The organism is Lentzea sp. NPDC058450 (assembly GCF_042721395.1).
Taxonomy (GTDB): Bacteria; Actinomycetota; Actinomycetes; order Mycobacteriales; family Pseudonocardiaceae; genus Lentzea.
Genome location: NZ_JBHXLO010000015.1, coordinates 1 through 16,580 on the forward strand (window position 1 = coordinate 1; position 16,580 = coordinate 16,580).

The following is a 16,580-nucleotide window of genomic DNA, read 5'->3' on the forward strand; positions in this document are numbered from 1 at the left end:
CCAGAAGATCGAGAGCCGCTGGTACCCCGCCGTCGTCGCGGCGCTATCGACGCGCCAGCGGCGATGACGCAACCAGACCTCGTCCGCAGTTGTCTTTGCACCCCAACGCAACCACCGCACAAAGGTGACAGAAAATCAGCCGAGCGCCTCAACAACCTTCCCCACCATGGCCCGCTCAGCCACCGCAACCTCCCCATCAGCCCCAGCCACAGACCGGCACATCTCCGTAACGGCAGCCCGGAAGATCGCCACATCCCGAGGCTCATGCGCCTCAACGATCTCCACCGAAGACCGCAAAGCCGCCAGCACCCCGGCCTCCACGTCCTCAGCCGACCCAGCCGGCAACGAAGGCGGCGCGGCAGAGACAATCGCCCGCAAGTCATCCGTCAGCAACGTGATCGCCCGAATCCCGGCGTGGCTCTCCACATCGACCGCCCCGGGGTCCGCAGTGGACACCAGCACCATGGCACCGAAAACGGCCGTGCGAAGGATCTGCCCCTCCGCCTCCGTGTACGCACTCATGCCCCCAAGCCTAGGCCGCCCCAGGCACCAACCAGCGACATGACACCGCCCCGCACAACGACCGGCGACCGACCGCCACCCTGTGCAACGATCGGCGACATGAGTGCGGGTCAGGTGCTAGGCGCCAACATCAGGGCGTTCCGCGAACAACAAGGGCTGTCCCTGTCCGAACTGGCCAGGCGGTCCTCCATCGCCAAGGGCACCCTCTCGCAACTGGAGAGCGGCACAGGCAACCCCACCATCGAGACAGTGTTCAGTCTGTCGAACGCTCTCAAGGTCCCCGTCTCGGAACTCGTCACCGAACGAACGCCCCCGGACGTAGTCCTGGTCAGAGCAAGGGACGTCGAAACCCTCAGCAGCAGCGCCGTAGACCTGCGCCTGATGCGCCGCATGGACATCGGCGACACCGTCCTGGAGATCTACGACCAGCGGGTGAGACCAGGCGCCACCCAGACCACCGAAGGCCACCCAGGCAAGGAACACGTGCTGGTCACGAGCGGTCAGCTCAAAGTCGGCCCCACGGACAAGCCGTACGAACTGGGCCCCGGCGACTACGTCTGCTTCCCCGGCTCGGTCCCCCACCTCTACGAGACGATCGACGGCGAAGTCAGCTCGGTACTGGTGCTGGAGTACCCGAAGCACTAACGTTCATTCTATTGAACGGAGGTGGAAGATGCACCCGGACGTCGTGGTCATGGGCGCGGGCATCATCGGGGCGGCCTGCGCCCAGGCGCTGCACGCCCGCGGCCTCTCCGTTCTCGTGATCGACCGCCACGGACCGGCGTCCGGCACGAGTGCCGCGGGCGAGGGCAACGTCCTGGTCAGCGACAAGGAACCCGGCCCGGAACTGACGCTCGCCCGGGCTAGTCGCGCACTCTGGCCCGCCCTCGCGGAAAACGCCGAATGGGAGGAAAAGGGCGGACTGGTAGTAGCAACCACCCCCGAAGCCGCCCAACCACTCCACACCTTCGCCGCCGCCCAGCGCAAGGCGGGCATCGACGCGTGCGAAATCAGCACGACGGAAGCCCTGGACCACGAGCCCCACCTCAACCCCGGGATCACGGCCGCCGTCCACTACCTGGAAGACGCCCAGCTCAACCCGGTCAAGGCGACGCGAACACTCCTGCGCGGCATAAAGTTCCACCAAACCGAGGTGTCCACAACGGACGGCCGCAGCGTCACCACGAAGCACGGCGTGATCAGCTGCGGCGCCGTCGTCAACGCCACCGGCCCGTGGGCGCGCACGTTCGGCGTCAACGTCCTCCCGAGAAGAGGCGTGGTGCTGGTGACGACCCCGATCCCCGGCCGGATCCGGCACAAGGTCTACGACGCCGACTACGTGGGCGCGGTGGCGAGCGGCGACGCCGACCTCCAGACGTCCGGCGTGGTCGAGTCCACCCAGGCGGGCACGGTGCTGATCGGGTCGAGCCGCCAGCGCAAGGGCTTCGACGGCACGATCGAGAGCCGCGTGCTGAAAGCGTTGGCGCAGAAGGCGATCGCGATGTTCCCGATGCTGGCGGAAGTCCCGGTCATGCGCGCGTACGGCGGCTTCCGCCCGTACGCACCGGACCACCTGCCGATCATCGGCGAGGACCCGCGCACCCCCGGCCTGTGGCACGCGACGGGGCACGAGGGCGCGGGCGTCGGCCTGGCCCCGGCGACCGGCCACCTGCTCGCCGACCTGATGACCGGCGCCACGCCGCTCACGGACCCCGAACCGTTCCGCGTCGACCGGCCGGAGGTGATGGTGTGAAGGTGACGTTCAACGGCCTGCCGAGGGAGGTCGCGCACGTCGCGGAGTTGTTGCCCGGCAGGTTCTTCTGCGGCATCGGCGTGTGCTTCGGCTGCGTCGCGGAGATCAACGGCGTGCCCGAGGTGCGCGCGTGCCGGCACAAGCTCCACGACGGCGACGAGATCAGGACCCAGCCATGAGGGTCGTAGTAGTAGGTGCGGGCCCAGCCGGCATGGCCGCCGCGCGAACAGCGGCCGACGCGGGCGCGGAAGTCACCATGGTCGACTCCGAACCCGAGGCCGGCGGCCAGTACCTGCGCGGCCGGGCCAAGTTCAGCCACGCCAAAGTCACTCACCTCAAGAACACCGAGGCGTGGCTGGTCGAGGGCCAGACACTCCACCTGCGCGGCCCAGCCAACGAGACGGAAGCGCCTAGGCTCCTCACGTTCGACGCCCTGGTCATCGCCACCGGCGCCTACGACCGCCCGCTCCCCTTCCCCGGCTGGGACGGCCCGGGAGTCATCACCGCGGGCGCCGCCCAGGCCCTGGCCAAGCAGGACGTCACCCTGGCCGAACGCGTGATCGTCAGCGGCTCCGGCCCGTTCCTCCTCCCAGTCGCGACAGCGCTGCAAGACCTCGGCGCCACCCTGGTGGGCGTCTACGAGGCCTCCTCCCCCACCAGGTGGCTGCGCGAAGCGAGGGCGATCGCCGCCAACCGCCACAAGATCGGCGAACTGGCGAGCTACCGCAAGGTCCTGCCCCACCTGGAGACCCGCACCGCCGTCATCGGCAAACACGGCAGCAAGGTCACCGTCGCCAAGCTGGACAGCCAGTGGCGCCCCACCTCCCACCGCACCGAACACGCCGACCTCGTCTGCATTGGCTACGGCTTCCTCCCCAGAACCGACCTCGTCCCGGACGCCGCCCGCACCGACGACTTCCTTGACGTCGACGATCGCCAGCAGACCAGCATCGAGCACATCTACGCGGCCGGCGAGGTCACCGGAATCGGCGGCGCCGACCTCTCCGAAGCCGAAGGCGTGGTGGCCGGAGCAGCCGCAGCAGGACAACAACCGCCAAAACACGCCCTGGAAGCCGTAAAACAAGGCCGCCTCTTCGCCCAAGCCCTCTCCAGAGCCCACGCCGTCCAACCGGGCTGGCAGGAGTGGCTGAACGACGACACCACCGTCTGCCGCTGCGAACAGGTCAGGAAACAGGACCTCGTCCAAGCCGGCACCATGCGCGAGCTCAAGCTCACCAGCCGCGTCGCGATGGGCAGGTGCCAGGGCCGCATCTGCGCCCGCAACGCCGCCGACCTCACCGGCGTCCCGTTCGACACCCAGCGCCGGGTCATCGCGATCCCCATCCCCCTAGGCGAACTGGCCACCATCCCGGAGGAAGAGTCATGACCGAACGCCTGGACGGCGTCATCGTCGCCACCGCACTCCCCTACGCCGAGGACCCGAACGCCCCCGCGGGCCTGCGCCCCGACCTGGACAAGTTCGCCGAGCACTGCCGCTGGGTCGTCGAGAACGGCTGCCGCGGCGTGGGCCCGAACGGCTCGCTGGGCGAGTACTCCTCCCTCACCGATCAGGAACGCCGCGAGGTCGCGCAGACGGCCATCGCGGCCGTCAAGGACAAGGGCATCGCGGTCATCGGCGTGCACGGCGTGGGCGCCCACCAGGCACGGCACTGGGCGGAGCTCGCGGCCGAGGACGGCGCGGACGGCGTGCTGTGCCTGCCGCCCACCATGTACCGGGCCAACCGCGGCGAGGTCGTGCACCACTTCCGCGAGGTCGCGAAGGCCGGGCTGCCGATCATGGTCTACAACAACCCGATCGACACCAAGGTCGACCTGACGCCGGACCTGCTGGCCGAGCTCGGCCAGATCGAGAACGTCGTGGCGGTCAAGGAGTTCTCCGGCGACGTCAGGCGGGTGCTGGAGATCAAGGCCGCGGCCCCGCACCTCACCATCGTCGCGGGCGCGGACGACGTCGTGCTGGAGAGCCTGCTGATGGGCGCCACGGGCTGGTTCGCGGGCTACCCCAACGTGTTCCCGGCCGAGTCGAACACGCTCTTCACCCTGGCGCGCGAAGGCAGGCTGGAAGAGGCGCGAGCGCTGTACGAGAAGCTCGTGCCGGCGTTCCGCTGGGACTCGCGCACCGAGTTCGTGCAGGCCATCAAGCGCTCGATGGACTACGTCGGCCGGTACGGCGGCCCGTGCCGTCCCCCGCGCGGCCCGCTGAGCCCCGAGCAGCTCGCCCAGGTCGACGCCGACATGAAGCTGGCGACGTCATGAGGTTCAAGAAGTACTTCAGCGCCGTCGACTCGCACACCGAGGGCATGCCGACGCGCGTCATCACCGGCGGTGTCGGCGTGATCCCCGGCGAGACGATGGCCGAGAAGCGGCTCAACTTCATCAAGAACCACGACCACATCCGCAAGCTCCTGGTCAACGAACCGCGCGGGCACGCGGCGATGAGCGGCGCGATCCTGCAGCCGCCGACCCGGCAGGACGCGGACTGGGGCGTGCTGTTCATCGAGGTCTCCGGCCTGCTGCCGATGTGCGGCCACGGCACGATCGGCGTCGCCACGGTGCTGGTCGAGACCGGCATGGTCGAGGTGACCGAGCCCGTCACGACCGTGCGGCTCGACACGCCCGCCGGGCTGGTGCTCGCCGACTACGACACCCGCACCAAGCTCGTGACGATCCGCAACGTCCCGGCGTACGCGCACGAGCTGGACGCGACGGTCACCGTGCCCGGCCTCGGCGAGATCCGTTACGACATGGCGTACGGCGGCAACTTCTACGCCATCCTGCCGCTCGACCAGCTCGGCATCCCGTTCGACCGGGCCGAGAAGGACACCATCCTCGCCGCGGGTCTGTCCATCATGGAGGAGATCAACGCCACCAACCGTCCTGTGCACCCGACCGACCCGGCGATCAACGGCTGCAAGCACGTGCAGTTCACCGCGCCCGGCGAGGACGGCGCCGACTCGCGCAACGCCATGGCGATCCACCCCGGCTGGTTCGACCGCTCCCCTTGCGGCACAGGCACTTGCGCCCGAATGGCCCAGCAGCACGCCCGCGGCCTGCTCGCGATCGGCGACGACTACGTCAACGAGTCGTTCATCGGAACCAGGTTCATCGGCCGCCTATTGGAAGAGGTCTCGCTGGGCGACCGCACCGCCGTAGTGCCCACTGTGGCCGGTCGTGCCTGGATAACGGGCATGGGCCAGTACTTCCTGGACGAGACCGATCCGTTTCCGGAGGGATTCGCGCTCTAGTCACCGGGTAGTCACTACAGTCAAGTCCGTGACAACGACGCCCAGTCTGGAAGCGCTGCTGCGCATCGGACCGTTCCACTCGGCACTGCGCGCGGCCATCCGCCGCCGCGGGCTCACGCTGGAACGGCTCCGGCTACGCCTCGCGCAGCAGGACGTGGCGGTCGCGCTGTCGACGCTCAGCGACTGGCAGCAGGGCCGGGTCCGGCCGGTGTCCCCGAAGTCGCTGCGGGCCGTGGCGGTGCTGGAGGAGCTCCTCGAGGTGCCGCCGCGGTCCCTGCTGACGTTGCTGGAGCACACCGGCCCGAGCGGCTGGCCGGACGTCGTGCCCGGCATGATGCCCGGCTTCAACGCCAACGACCTGGAGATCCTCTCCCGGCACGACCGGGTGTTCGTCGACGCCGAACGGCACGCGTCCCGCGTCGAGGCGCAGGTGGTGGTTCGCGCACGCACCGACGGCGTCGACCGCTTCCACGCGCACTACTTCTGCGACGACTCGGTGGAGACGGCGGACCTGCGGCAGGAGCCCGTCCGCAACTGCCGTCTCGGCAAGATCACCCGCAACGAGGACGAACGCGTCGTCGTCACCGAGCTCCTGTTCGACCGGACGTTGCGGGAGGGCGAGACCTGGGTCTTCGAGTACACCGCGCACGACCCGACGAAGCTCGACAGCATCGAGTACGCGCACGGCGTGCGGTGCTTCCTCGCGCAGAGCCTGATCGAGGTGCACTTCGACCCGGCCGCGATGCCCGTCGACCCGCACGTGTACCTGCAGGACTGGGAGGAGCAGGAACCGCACCGCACGATCGACCTGAACCCCGACCACACCTGCTCCGTGCACCACTTCGAGACTGATGTGTCGGTGAACTGGGTAGGTATCCGCTGGAGGTGGGCATAGGTGATCACCACGGACTTCGTTCCCGGCGCCCCGGCGTGGCTCGAGCTCGGCACGTCCGACGAGGCGGCCGCGGCCGAGTTCTACGGCGCCCTGCTGGGCTGGGAGTACCACCCGGCCGGCACACCGGGCAGCGGCGTGTTCACGCGAGGAGGGCTGGCGGTCGCGGGGCACGTGGCCGCGCAGGGCACCTCGTGGACCGTCCACTTCGCCGCCGCGGCTCCCGGACCTGACCGGTTGACCGATCCTGACGGCGTGGAAGTCGGGGTGTGGGCCGCCACGGTGGAGTCCGCCGGGCTCGGCGCGGTGTCCACCCCCGGTTCGCTCACGTGGATCGAGCTCCACTCCCCCGCGCCCAGCGCGTCGGCGGCGTTCTACCGCTCGCTCTTCGGCTGGGAGATCGCGCTGATCCCCGGCGCGCCCGGACAGTTCCTGGCGCCGGCGGGTGCGGGCCCCGGCCGGATGTTCGGCGCGATCGTCGCGGACACCCAGGCGTTCTGGCTGCCGTACTTCGAGGTGGCCGATGTGGATCAGGCAGCGGCCTCGGCGCCGGTCCTGCTGGCGCCGCACGACCTGGACGACGTCGGCCGGATCGCGGTGCTCGTCGACCCGTTCGGAGCGCGCTTCGGGGTCATGCGTTCTGTTACCACCGAAAGCCTCCCCAAATCCTGAGACGCCGGTTAGCGTGCGCTGGTGCAGTTGCCGTGGAGAGCCGCGCCCAGGGCAGCGCTGTCGAACCCGCTCACGCTGGTGGTGAGCATCGCGACGACGTTGCTGCTGGGCTTCGTGGTGGCCGCGGCCGCCCTGCACTCCTCGGCGGCCGGCAGTGCCGCACTCGCCTACCAGCAGAGCCGGATGTGCCCGCATTCCGTGCACCCGGCGCTGGACGGGGACGGGCTGCCGCTGTCCACGGCCGCGTCGATGGCGGCGCGCAGTGATCTCGGCGGCGCCTACTCGCGCATCGGCAGGCCCGACTTCAACGGTCTCGCGACCTACGGCAGGTTCGGGTACCGGCCGGACGCGCTTGCGCACCTGACGGTCGTGCAGGGCGGCGGCACCGGGTTGTGGGTGCCGCAGTCGATCGCCACGGCCGCGAAGGTGAAGGTCGGCGACCGGCTCACCGGGTCACCGCTGGTGGTGACCGCGATCTACGCCGACCTCGCGCAGCCCGTGGACGGCTGGTGGTGTTCCGAGGCGCAGACCGTGGTGCCGAACCCGCTGGGCGGCGACGGCGCGAGCACGTCGGTGATCTGGGTGCCGTCGGCGGACGACCTCGCGCGGCTGCCGGCGGAGTTCGCCCAGGACGCGACGGTGACGCTGCGGTTCGCTGCTCCCGCGCCCGCCACGATCGCCGGGGCGGAGGCGTTGCGGGACGCCGGGAACGCGCGGCTCGCGGCCCTCGGGCTGCCGTTGACGCGCACCGACCTGCTGTCCGGAGCGATCACCGCGGCCCAGACCTCCGAACGCAACGTGTCGTCGGCGCTGCTGCCGCTGGTGATCATCAGCGTGCTGGTCGGGCTCGCCGGCGTCGGCACGGTGACCGTGCAGTGGGCGCAGCGCAGGCATTCCGAGCTGCGGCTGCTGTGGGTGCGCGGGGCGAGTCCGCTGGCGCTGGGTTTCCGCGGCGTGCTGGAACTGGGGCTGCCGCTGGTCGCAGGCGGGGTGCTGGGGCTGGTGGCCGCGCGGTCGCTGCTGCCCCTGTACGCGCCGGGCGGGGTGCTGGCGCCGGGAACGTTGTGGCTGGCGCTGGGTTTCGTGCTGGCCGTGGTGGCGCTGAGCCTCGCGGTGACGGTGCTGGTGGCGGCGTGGCGGGTGCACCGGACGTTCCAGCGGCAGGCGCGGTCGCGGCGGCTCGGGCTGGTGCCGTGGGAGCTGGTCGTCGCCGGGCTCGCGGTGCTCGCGTGGTTCCGCCTGTCCGCCAACGGGCTGGGCACGTCGCCGAAGCTGGGCACGTTGCCGCGCATCGACGTGGCGGCGCTCGCGTTCCCGTTGCTCGTGGTGCTCGCGGCGGCGTTGCTCGCGACGCGGCTGCTGCGCTGGTCGCTCGGCTGGTCGCACCGCGTGCAGTGGTGGCGGGTGCCGGCCGCGCAGCTCGCGTTGCGCCGGCTCGCGGCCGCCGTCGGGCCGGTGACCGGGGTGCTGCTGGTGGGGGTGCTGGCGGTCGGCACGATCGCGGTCGGCAGTGCCGTGGCGGGGGCTCAGCAGTCGGCGCTGGAGTCGAAGTCCGGGGTGTTCGTCGGCGCGAACAGCACGGTGCAGGTGTCGCAGGACGTCGCGCTGGGCCGGGTCGCGCTGCCGTCCTCGTTGCGGGGCAACACCACTCTCGTCGGGGTGAGCACGGGTGCGCTGGTGGTGGACCCGGCCACGTTCACGGACGCGGCCGTGCTGGACGACGCCGCTTCGGTGCGGACGCTGCTGTCCGGGCTCAAGCGCGAGGGCGAGGTCGCACCGGCGTTGCGGATCGGGCGGTCGGCGAACCAGGAGATCCAGATCCCGGGCCTGCCGCTGGTGAAGCCGGTGGCGCAGGTGCCGTCGTTCCCGAAGCTCGGCACGCGCGGGTACGTGGTGGCGAAGGACTCGGTGCCCGCCGTGGAGCAGGTCGGCTCGTGGCACCTGTGGTCGTCACTTCCGTTGCCCGCCTTGACTTCCGCGTTGCAGTCCGCGGGCATCCACTACACGAACGTCGCCGACCGCGCGAAGGTGCTGGACGGGCTGCCGTTCCTGACGGTCGAGTGGACCTTCGGGTTCGTGGCGGCGATCGGTGTCGTGCTGGCCGTGGTGGCCGCCGTGGCGTTGTTGCTGGCCGTGGAGGTCCGCCGGCGCCAGAACGCGGTGTCCGGTGCGTTGTCGACCCGCATGGGCATGCGCCCGTCCGTGCTGTGGTCGAGTCATCTGCTCGAAGTGGGCGCGCTGGCGTTGCTGGCGATGGGGATCGGCGTGGTCGCGTCGTTCGCGAGCGCCGGGGCGGCCGTGCCGCGCCTGGACCCCGCGCCGTGGATGAACCCGGCGCCGATGCTGCCGGATCTCCTGCCGTTGCTGGGATTCATGCTGACGGGTGGCGCGCTGGTGGTCGTGGTCGCGGCCTGGTTGGCGTTGCGCGGTGTGCGCACCGCGCGGATGGGAGAGTTGCTCAGGTGATCCGCGCTTGTGGCGTCGGGGTGTCCTACGGTCCGGTGCGGGCCGTGTCGGACGTGTCGCTGTCGATCGCGCCCGGTCTCACCGTCCTCTCCGGACCGTCCGGGTCCGGGAAGTCGACGCTGTTGCGCGTGCTGTCGCTGGTGGAACGGCCCTCGCTGGGCGAGGTGTTCATCCGGGACGTGCCGACGTCGGCGTTGTCGTGGTCGGACCTGAGGGCGTTGCGGCGCAAGGAGATCGCCGTGGTGTTCCAGAACCCCGCCGACAACCTGATCTCGCACCTGACCGTCGGGGAGAACCTGCGGGCGGCCGGCGCGGACGACTACTCGTTGCTCGACCGGCTGGGGCTGGGCGGGTCCGCGACGTGGCGGATCGGCGCGCTTTCCGGTGGGCAGCAACAACGTCTGGCGTTCGGGTGCGCGCTGGCCCGGGGCGCTTCCGTGGTGGTGGCGGACGAACCGACGTCGCAGCTCGACGTGCGGTCCGCCGATCTCGTGCTGGAGACGCTGCGGTCGTTGCCGGTGCCCGCCGTGGTGGCGTCGCACGACCCGCGGCTGGTGTCGCTGGCGGACCTGTGCATCCCGCTGGCCGCGTCGTGATCAGGGCGGACGGGGTGCACCGCGCGTTCGGCGGGGTGTCCGTGCTGCGCGGGGTGGACCTGGCCGTGGCCGCCGGTGAGCTGGTGACGCTGAGCGGGCCTTCGGGTTCGGGCAAGACCGCGTTGCTGTCGTTGTTGTGCGGCTTCGACTTCCCGGACAGCGGGTCGGTGCTGCCGGGGCTCGCGTCCTGGTCCGCGTGCGCCGTGCTGCCGCAGTCGCTGGGGCTCGCGTCCGAGCTGACGCTGGAGGAGAACGTCGCGCTGCCGTTGCGACTGGCCGGGCGCGAGGTCGCCGGGGTGGTGGAACTGCTGGCGGAGCTGGGGATCTCCGGGCTGGGCGCCCGGTATCCGGGGCAGGTGTCGTTCGGTCAGCAGCAACGGGCGGCGTTGGCGCGTGCCGTCGTGGCACGGCCCGCCGCGTTGCTCGCGGACGAGCCCACCGCGCACCTGGACGCCGCGAGCGCCGTGGCCGCCGTCGGGTTGCTGCGTCGCGTCGCGGACGAGGGCGCCGCGGTGCTGATCGCCACGCACCACGACGCCGTGCACGCCATCGCCGACCGGGTGCTCGTGCTGGCCGACGGACGGGTTCAGACCGCCGGAGGCCTGTCCTCGTAAGGCGTGGACAGGACCACCGTCGTCCGCGTCGACACGTTGGCCGACTCGCGGATCTTCTGCAGCAGTTCCTCCAGCGCCACCGGCGAGGACACCCGCACGCGCAGCACGTAGGAGGCGTCGCCCGCCACCGAGTAGCAGGCCTCGATCTCCGGCAGGTGCTCGAGGCGCTTCGGGTAGTCGTCGGGCTCGGAGGGGTTGATCGGGAAGAGCGAGATGAACGCGGACATCGGCAGGCCGATCTCCGCGCCGTCCAGGCGGGCCGCGTAGCCCTTGACGATGCCGCGCTGTTCGAGGCGCTTCACGCGCTGGTGCACGGCCGACACGGACAGCCCCACGCGCTCGGCGAGGTCGGTGAAGCTGCACCGGCCGTCCGAGGCGAGTTCCTTCAGGATCGCTCTGTCGATCTGTTCGAGGGTCAAAGCACCACCAGTTCGTGAGGTCGGTTGTTGAAGGACTCGACGCCGTCCTGCGTGGCGACCACGATGTCCTCGATGCGCGCGCCCCAGCGGCCGGGCAGGTAGATGCCGGGCTCCACGCTGAAGGCCATGCCCGCTTCGAGCGGCAGGGAGTTGCCGCTGACGATGTAAGGCTCCTCGTGCACGTCCAGGCCGATGCCGTGGCCGGTGCGGTGCACGAAGTACTCGCCGAAACCCGCGTCGGTGATGACCTTGCGCGCGACGGCGTCGATCTCCTCGCACGTCACACCGGGCTTCACGGCCTCCACGGCGGCCTTCTGCGCTGCTTCGAGGACGGCGTAGGTCTCCCAGACGTCGTCGTAGGCCGGCTCGCCCATCACGTACGTGCGGGTCGAGTCGGAGTTGTACCCCTCGGCGACGGGGCCGCCGATGTCGATGACCACGACCTCGCCCGCTTCCACCACGCGGTCGGAGTCGCGGTGGTGCGGCGAGGCCCCGTTGGGCCCGGACCCGACGATGACGAAGTCCGCCACGGTGTGGCCTTCCTCGACGATCGCGGCCGCGATGTCCTTGGCGATGTCCCGTTCCGTGCGTCCCACTCGCAGGAACTCACCCATGCGCGCGTGCACCCGGTCGATGGCCTGACCGGCCTTGCGCAGGGCGTCGATCTCGGCCTGGTCCTTGCGCATCCGCAGCTCGCGGATGATCGGCCCGGCCAGCGCCTGCGTGCCGCCGATCGCGTTGTTCAGCTTGATGGTGTGCAGCGCGGGCATCATGTCCGCCACGGCGGTGTTCTTGCCCTTGAGCGCGGCCTTGACCAGCGAGTACGGGTCCTCGCCGTCCACCCACGTGACGACCTCGACGCCGAGCTCGTCGGTCGGGATCGCCGCGTAGCCCGGCTGCTCCAGCTTCGGCACCACGAGCCGCGGCGTGCCACCGACCGGCAGCGCGAGGCAGGTGAGGCGTTCGAAGGAGTCGCCACCGGCACCGATCAGGTACCGCAGGTCCGAGCCGGGCGAGATGAGGAGGGCGTCGACGCCCGCCTGCTCGGCGGCGGCGGTGGCGCGGTCGAGCCGCGCACGCAGCGCGGACACGTCGATGGGTCCGGTGATCGTTGCCATGGCCGAAAGCCTAGTGCGTGCGCCGGTCCGCCCGCCGCGCGCGTACGACACGCCCGAACGCCGGAACGGCTCCCTGCGCGCCGTCTCTCGCCCGCCACGCGCACCCTCGCGACCACCGCCCTGCCGCCACGCACCCACCACCCGCGCCGCTCCCACACCACATCGGCCGCCACCTGCCGCCGCTCCCCTCTACCGCGCCCTCCGCCTCTCGCCGCTACTTCCCCGCCACGCCAGGCGCGCCCAGCAGGCATCACCACCCCGTGCACTAGTAACTTGTCCCTTCGTGGCCTCTCCCCTCGTGCTCCTCGACTCCGCGAGCCTCTACTTCCGGTCGTACTACGCGCTGCCGGACTCGATGACCGCGCCCGACGGCACGCCGGTGAACGCCGTGCGCGGGTTCGTCGACACGATCGCCCGCGTCATCACCGAACGCGGCGCCGCCCGCCTGGTCGCCTGCCTCGACGCCGACTGGCGCCCGGAGTTCCGCGTGAAGGCACTGCCGTCCTACAAGGCGCACCGCGTCGCCGAGGACGCCACCGACGGTTCCGAAGAGGTCCCGGACACCCTCACGCCGCAGATCCCGATCATCCTCGACGTCCTCGACGCGGCCGGCATCTGCACCGGCGAGGCGGAGGGCCACGAGGCGGACGACGTGATCGGCGCCCTGGCCCACCGCGAGCAGAAGTCCCCGGTCGAGGTGGTGACCGGCGACCGCGACATGTTCCAGGTCGTCCGCTTCGAGCCCACCCCCGTGCACGTCGTCTACGTCGGCCGCGGCTGGAACAAGGCCGAGGTGCTCGGCCCGGAGGAGCTGGCCGCGAAGTACTCGCTGCCCGTCGAGAACGCCGGTTCCGCCTACGCCGACATGTCCGTGCTGCGCGGCGACCCGTCCGACGGCCTGCCGGGCGTCGCGGGCATCGGCGAGAAGACGGCGGCGAAGCTCATCACCGAGTTCGGCTCCCTCGACGCCGTCCTCAAGGCCGTGGGCGACCCGATGGACCGCAAGCTCACCACCAAGGCCCGCAACGCCCTCATCGCTGCCGAGGACTACCTCGCCGTCGCCCCGGTCGTCGTCCGCACCGCCCTGGACGCCCCGGTCGTGCTCGACCGGTCCGACGAGGTGCCGCGCGTGCCCGCCGACCCCGACCGGCTGCGGGAGCTCACGCAGCGCTGGGGCCTCGGCAGCTCGGTGCCGCGCCTGGTGAACGCGATGGAACGACGCCCCTGACCGCTGACCTCCGCGCGTGACCTTTGTGGACCACCCGCCCCGTCGTCTGGGGTGCGATCCACGAACCGCACCCCGGACGGCGTGCACGTGCTGCTCCACATCCTCGACCTCACGACCGGCGCCTTCCTCGGGGAGATCGAAGTCCCCGAGGACGCCTACGTCCAGCTCCCCGGCGACGGCACCTGGGTAGTGCGGCACGGCGACGGCCGCGCGTCGAGCTGGACCCTCGCCTAGAAGAACGTCGAGCAGAGCGGTGCGACGGGGCTCGCGAACACCGCGTCCGCCTCGTCGAACCGCGACCCCTCGATCCTCCGGGCGGCCGCGAGGTGCGAGAACTTCGTGTCGCCCAGGTACACCGCGCCCAGCAGGTCGACGGGGATCGTGATGTCGGCGGGCGCGTCCACCCGTTCGACGCCGTCGGACGACACCCGGTAGCGGCCGTCGTTCGCGGGCAACAGCTTGTCGTGCACCTCGATCACCACCGAGCCCGGCCCGTACGTGCGGGCGGCGAGCATGCGCGGCACGTCGACCAGCCGCAGCCAGATCTGGTCGAAGACGTCCTTCGTGACCACGACGCGCGGGTCCTCGAAGAGCCAGTTGACCGGGTCATCCAGCGCCGCGTCGACGGAGATCGTGTCGACCAGGTCGAGGCGCGTGAGGTAGATCCAGAGGTCGCGCCACGCGTCCGCGTTGGCGCAGGCGAAATCCTCGACCTCCATGTGGTGGTTGAACTCCTTGTCCTCGGTCACCTTGTAGCTGACGTAGCCGTCGTCGCCGTCCGGTCCACTGTGGACGACGGTGACGAGGTTCTCGAAGTCTCCCTTGCGGTCGAACGCCCTGACCCACCAGCCGTGCCAGCGGGAGATCTGGCCGGGGCGGCCGAGACCGAACGCGGTGTGCAGCTCCGGCAGCACCTTCTCGGCGGTGTCGGAGTCCACCATCCGCACGCGGCCGACCGGGGAGCCGGGGATCACGGCCTTGCGGGCGTCGACGCGCAGGAACCGCACCCGACCGGCCAGGCCGTAACCGAAGCGGCCGTAGATGCGGCCCTCCGACGCGCGCAGCGTGGCGACGGGATCGGGCAACGTCGAGAGTTGCTCGCGCATCAGACCGCTCAGGACGCCACGGCGCGTGTAGTCCGCACGCACACCTACTCGTGACACAGCGGAGTGCGGCACCACGGCACCGCCGGGCACGACCATCGTGCCGCCGAACGTCTGCGTCGAGCCGACCATGAGGTCGCCGTCGAACGCGGCGAGCACGCGCCCCGGCTCGTAGGACGGCTGGGTGACCTTCCACTGGTCGTCGGTGGGCGGGCCCCAGTGCATCGCCCGGCGGAAGAGCGTGCTGTGGGCGCGGTACTGCGCATCGTCGGTGAGAACGCGGATCTCCGTCACGCCCGCGATCGTCGCTCAGGGCGCGACGGAACGCACGTCAGTTTCCGGGCCGCCCGTACGCACGGCGCTGTAGTCGTGACCACTCGTCGTGCAGCCGCATGTACTCGCGCGCCTCGGCCTCCGTGACCGGCAACTCCACGTCGTACCAGTTGTGCTCCCGGATCACGTCCCGCTGCCGGAAGGTCATGCCCCAGTCGCCGCCGCCCCGCCACTCCTCCTCGACCGCCCGGGTCCCGTCCGGGTACCGCAGCAGGTACTTGGCGCGCATCAGGTCGCCGCACTGCTGGAACTCCTCGAAGACCAACGCGTAGACGCCGTCCCACTGGGCCGTGCGCACCCGTTCACGCGTCTCCGCGCACACCGCCATCGCATTCACCGCCCGGACGAACTCCCGAGGTCCGGCCCAGTCGAACGGCTCCCAGCGCAACTCGTCGGTGAACACCTCCGTGGCACCGTCGGCGTGCTCCCGTGCGACGCGGTGTCACGTCGTCGGCCGGCAGGAGGAACCAGCGCGGCGCCCAGGCGATCCCGCGCGCGTGGGTGCCCAGGTCCTGTCATGGATGAACACCTCCTTGACGTCCTGGTTCGTGCGGTACAGCACGGACGCCTTGTCCAGGTCGAAGACATCGGACCGCCGCTCGAACCACACGTATGTGGTCCACCTGCTGTACGGCTTCTCGTTCCGTTCTGACCGCACGTCCACGATCAGGTCGACGAGCATCTGCTCAGCGTCGTCGGCCGAGATCTCGAAGAAGGTCGGCTCACCGCTCAGCCGCGCCGACAGGTCCGGCGGCCCCCACTCCAGCGACCGGGCACCACGTCGTCTCCTCGGCGCGGACCACGAAATACCGCACAGACACGAAACCTCCCCCAAGGTCACCTTGAGGGAGGTTAGCGCGAAGAAACAGATCAGCCGGTCGGCTGGCCGACCTCGTACTCGCCGTCCTCGGTCTTGACGACGATCTTGACCTTCTTGTCCTTGCCGCCGACCTGCACCTTGCACTCGAACGAGGTGTTGGGCTTGACCTCGTTCTCACCGGAGCAGCTCGCCGCGCCGACGTCGGAGATCTTGTACTCGTCCTTCAGGATCTGGACGATGCCGGTCTGCACGGCCGTGTTGTCGAAGATCTTCTTCTTGAAGAACGCCGGCGCCACGAACCCGGTGAACAGCACCGCGCCCACGAGCAGGACGACGACCACCGCGGCGACCCAGATGCCCGCGCTGGACTTCTTCTTCGGCGGCATCGGCGGGCCGTAGCCCGGCTGCTGGCCGTACGGGTTGGGCTGCTGCTGGCCCGGCATGCCGTACTGCTGCGTCTGCTGGCCGTACGGGTCCTGGGCAGGGGTGCCGTACGGGTTCGACTGCGGCTGCTGACCGGGCACGCCGTACTGCTGCGTCTGCTGCTGCGACGGGTCGAAGCCCGGGTACGGCTGCTGCTGACCCGGCTGGGGCTGCGGCGGGCCGTAGGGGTTCTGTCCCGGCTGCTGGGCCGGGAACCCGCCGGACGGGGTGCCGGGAGGGAAACCGCCTCCATAGGGCTGCTGCGGCGGTTGCGGCTGCTGGCCCCAGGGCTGCTGCGGATCGTTCCCTCCGGACGGTCCGTACGGGCTGCTCATCTGTCGACCTCCGTGTGTAC

20 protein-coding genes are annotated in these 16,580 nt (G+C 70.6%); 13 read left to right on the plus strand and 7 right to left on the minus strand.

Translation table 11 applies throughout. The features are described from left to right. Window positions 1-135: 135 nt before the first annotated feature. Window positions 136-522 carry a hypothetical protein gene (locus tag ACFWNN_RS23050; protein WP_382441986.1) on the minus strand — a complete coding sequence of 129 codons (387 nt, stop codon included), beginning with the start codon at window positions 520-522 and terminating at the stop codon, window positions 136-138. A gap of 99 nt (window positions 523-621) precedes the next feature. Here ACFWNN_RS23050 and ACFWNN_RS23055 point away from each other — a divergent pair, with 99 nt between their 5' ends. Genes ACFWNN_RS23055 through ACFWNN_RS23105 form a run of 11 tightly spaced genes read left to right on the plus strand, consistent with a single transcriptional unit; the run spans window position 622 to window position 10,781 of the window. Continuing rightward, complete coding sequence (locus tag ACFWNN_RS23055; protein WP_382441987.1) at window positions 622-1,167, plus strand: helix-turn-helix domain-containing protein; 546 nt, start codon at window positions 622-624, stop codon at window positions 1,165-1,167. Window positions 1,168-1,195: 28 nt separating this feature from the next. Then, the gene (locus ACFWNN_RS23060) at window positions 1,196-2,275 is read left to right on the plus strand and encodes an NAD(P)/FAD-dependent oxidoreductase (RefSeq protein WP_382441988.1); all 1,080 of its coding nucleotides are present in this window, start codon (window positions 1,196-1,198) and stop codon (window positions 2,273-2,275) included. After that, entirely contained in the window at window positions 2,272-2,454 is a 183-nt protein-coding gene (locus tag ACFWNN_RS23065) for a 2Fe-2S iron-sulfur cluster-binding protein (RefSeq protein ID WP_382441989.1), read from the plus strand. The genes ACFWNN_RS23060 and ACFWNN_RS23065 overlap by 4 nt, the downstream gene beginning before the upstream one ends. Next, the gene (locus ACFWNN_RS23070; protein WP_382441990.1) at window positions 2,451-3,662 is read left to right on the plus strand and encodes an FAD-dependent oxidoreductase; all 1,212 of its coding nucleotides are present in this window, start codon (window positions 2,451-2,453) and stop codon (window positions 3,660-3,662) included. Before ACFWNN_RS23065 ends, ACFWNN_RS23070 begins: the two co-directional genes overlap by 4 nt. Further along, window positions 3,659-4,552, plus strand: a complete 894-nt coding sequence (locus tag ACFWNN_RS23075; protein WP_382441991.1) for a dihydrodipicolinate synthase family protein — start codon at window positions 3,659-3,661, stop codon at window positions 4,550-4,552. Before ACFWNN_RS23070 ends, ACFWNN_RS23075 begins: the two co-directional genes overlap by 4 nt. Next, window positions 4,549-5,541, plus strand: coding sequence for a proline racemase family protein (locus ACFWNN_RS23080; protein ID WP_382441992.1), 993 nt, complete (start codon window positions 4,549-4,551; stop codon window positions 5,539-5,541). The genes ACFWNN_RS23075 and ACFWNN_RS23080 overlap by 4 nt, the downstream gene beginning before the upstream one ends. A gap of 28 nt (window positions 5,542-5,569) precedes the next feature. Beyond that, window positions 5,570-6,436, plus strand: coding sequence for a hypothetical protein (locus tag ACFWNN_RS23085; protein ID WP_382441993.1), 867 nt, complete (start codon window positions 5,570-5,572; stop codon window positions 6,434-6,436). Further along, window positions 6,437-7,105 carry a hypothetical protein gene (locus tag ACFWNN_RS23090; protein WP_382441994.1) on the plus strand — a complete coding sequence of 223 codons (669 nt, stop codon included), beginning with the start codon at window positions 6,437-6,439 and terminating at the stop codon, window positions 7,103-7,105. Window positions 7,106-7,126: 21 nt separating this feature from the next. Continuing rightward, a complete protein-coding gene (locus ACFWNN_RS23095; protein WP_382441995.1) occupies window positions 7,127-9,571 on the plus strand; it encodes an ABC transporter permease in 2,445 nt (814 codons plus the stop codon). Next, window positions 9,568-10,167, plus strand: coding sequence for an ABC transporter ATP-binding protein (locus ACFWNN_RS23100; protein ID WP_382441996.1), 600 nt, complete (start codon window positions 9,568-9,570; stop codon window positions 10,165-10,167). Before ACFWNN_RS23095 ends, ACFWNN_RS23100 begins: the two co-directional genes overlap by 4 nt. Beyond that, a complete protein-coding gene (locus tag ACFWNN_RS23105; RefSeq protein WP_382442186.1) occupies window positions 10,167-10,781 on the plus strand; it encodes an ATP-binding cassette domain-containing protein in 615 nt (204 codons plus the stop codon). The genes ACFWNN_RS23100 and ACFWNN_RS23105 overlap by 1 nt, the downstream gene beginning before the upstream one ends. Here ACFWNN_RS23105 and ACFWNN_RS23110 read toward each other — a convergent pair. Continuing rightward, window positions 10,754-11,200: an Lrp/AsnC family transcriptional regulator gene (locus tag ACFWNN_RS23110; protein WP_089911942.1), complete on the minus strand. Its 447-nt coding sequence runs from the start codon at window positions 11,198-11,200 to the stop codon at window positions 10,754-10,756. The two genes, ACFWNN_RS23105 and ACFWNN_RS23110, sit on opposite strands and share 28 nt — an antisense overlap. Then, on the minus strand, window positions 11,197-12,318 hold the full coding sequence (locus tag ACFWNN_RS23115; RefSeq protein ID WP_382441997.1) for a M24 family metallopeptidase: 1,122 nt from the start codon (window positions 12,316-12,318) through the stop codon (window positions 11,197-11,199). Before ACFWNN_RS23115 ends, ACFWNN_RS23110 begins: the two co-directional genes overlap by 4 nt. Before the next feature lie 283 nt (window positions 12,319-12,601). On the opposite strand from ACFWNN_RS23115, the gene ACFWNN_RS23120 reads away from it, so the two are divergent. Continuing rightward, window positions 12,602-13,546, plus strand: a complete 945-nt coding sequence (locus ACFWNN_RS23120; protein ID WP_382441998.1) for a 5'-3' exonuclease H3TH domain-containing protein — start codon at window positions 12,602-12,604, stop codon at window positions 13,544-13,546. Between the two features lie 51 nt (window positions 13,547-13,597). Then, complete coding sequence (locus ACFWNN_RS23125) at window positions 13,598-13,780, plus strand: hypothetical protein (protein ID WP_382441999.1); 183 nt, start codon at window positions 13,598-13,600, stop codon at window positions 13,778-13,780. On the opposite strand, the gene ACFWNN_RS23130 is transcribed toward ACFWNN_RS23125, so the two are convergent. Genes ACFWNN_RS23130 through ACFWNN_RS23145 form a run of 4 tightly spaced genes read right to left on the minus strand, consistent with a single transcriptional unit; the run spans window position 13,777 to window position 16,560 of the window. Then, window positions 13,777-14,943, minus strand: a complete 1,167-nt coding sequence (locus ACFWNN_RS23130; RefSeq protein ID WP_382442000.1) for a GNAT family N-acetyltransferase — start codon at window positions 14,941-14,943, stop codon at window positions 13,777-13,779. The genes ACFWNN_RS23125 and ACFWNN_RS23130 overlap by 4 nt on opposite strands. Before the next feature lie 37 nt (window positions 14,944-14,980). Beyond that, window positions 14,981-15,385: a hypothetical protein gene (locus ACFWNN_RS23135; RefSeq protein ID WP_382442001.1), complete on the minus strand. Its 405-nt coding sequence runs from the start codon at window positions 15,383-15,385 to the stop codon at window positions 14,981-14,983. 39 nt (window positions 15,386-15,424) lie between these two features. Further along, a complete protein-coding gene (locus ACFWNN_RS23140) occupies window positions 15,425-15,823 on the minus strand; it encodes a hypothetical protein (protein ID WP_382442002.1) in 399 nt (132 codons plus the stop codon). 29 nt (window positions 15,824-15,852) lie between these two features. After that, window positions 15,853-16,560 (minus strand): DUF4333 domain-containing protein, encoded by a 708-nt coding sequence (locus tag ACFWNN_RS23145; protein WP_382442003.1) that lies wholly within the window; start codon window positions 16,558-16,560, stop codon window positions 15,853-15,855. Window positions 16,561-16,580: the final 20 nt, after the last annotated feature.

Excerpts from the sequence above, each read along its gene's own strand:
- ACFWNN_RS23075 (WP_382441991.1), top strand. The coding sequence starts at position 3,659 with ATGACCGAACGCCTGGACGGCGTCATCGTCGCCACCGCACTCCCCTAC.
- ACFWNN_RS23055 (WP_382441987.1), top strand. The coding sequence starts at position 622 with ATGAGTGCGGGTCAGGTGCTAGGCGCCAACATCAGGGCGTTCCGCGAA.
- ACFWNN_RS23070 (WP_382441990.1), top strand. The coding sequence starts at position 2,451 with ATGAGGGTCGTAGTAGTAGGTGCGGGCCCAGCCGGCATGGCCGCCGCG.
- ACFWNN_RS23050 (WP_382441986.1), bottom strand. The coding sequence starts at position 522 with ATGAGTGCGTACACGGAGGCGGAGGGGCAGATCCTTCGCACGGCCGTT.
- ACFWNN_RS23080 (WP_382441992.1), top strand. The coding sequence starts at position 4,549 with ATGAGGTTCAAGAAGTACTTCAGCGCCGTCGACTCGCACACCGAGGGC.
- ACFWNN_RS23145 (WP_382442003.1), bottom strand. The coding sequence starts at position 16,560 with ATGAGCAGCCCGTACGGACCGTCCGGAGGGAACGATCCGCAGCAGCCC.
- ACFWNN_RS23115 (WP_382441997.1), bottom strand. The coding sequence starts at position 12,318 with ATGGCAACGATCACCGGACCCATCGACGTGTCCGCGCTGCGTGCGCGG.
- ACFWNN_RS23060 (WP_382441988.1), top strand. The coding sequence starts at position 1,196 with ATGCACCCGGACGTCGTGGTCATGGGCGCGGGCATCATCGGGGCGGCC.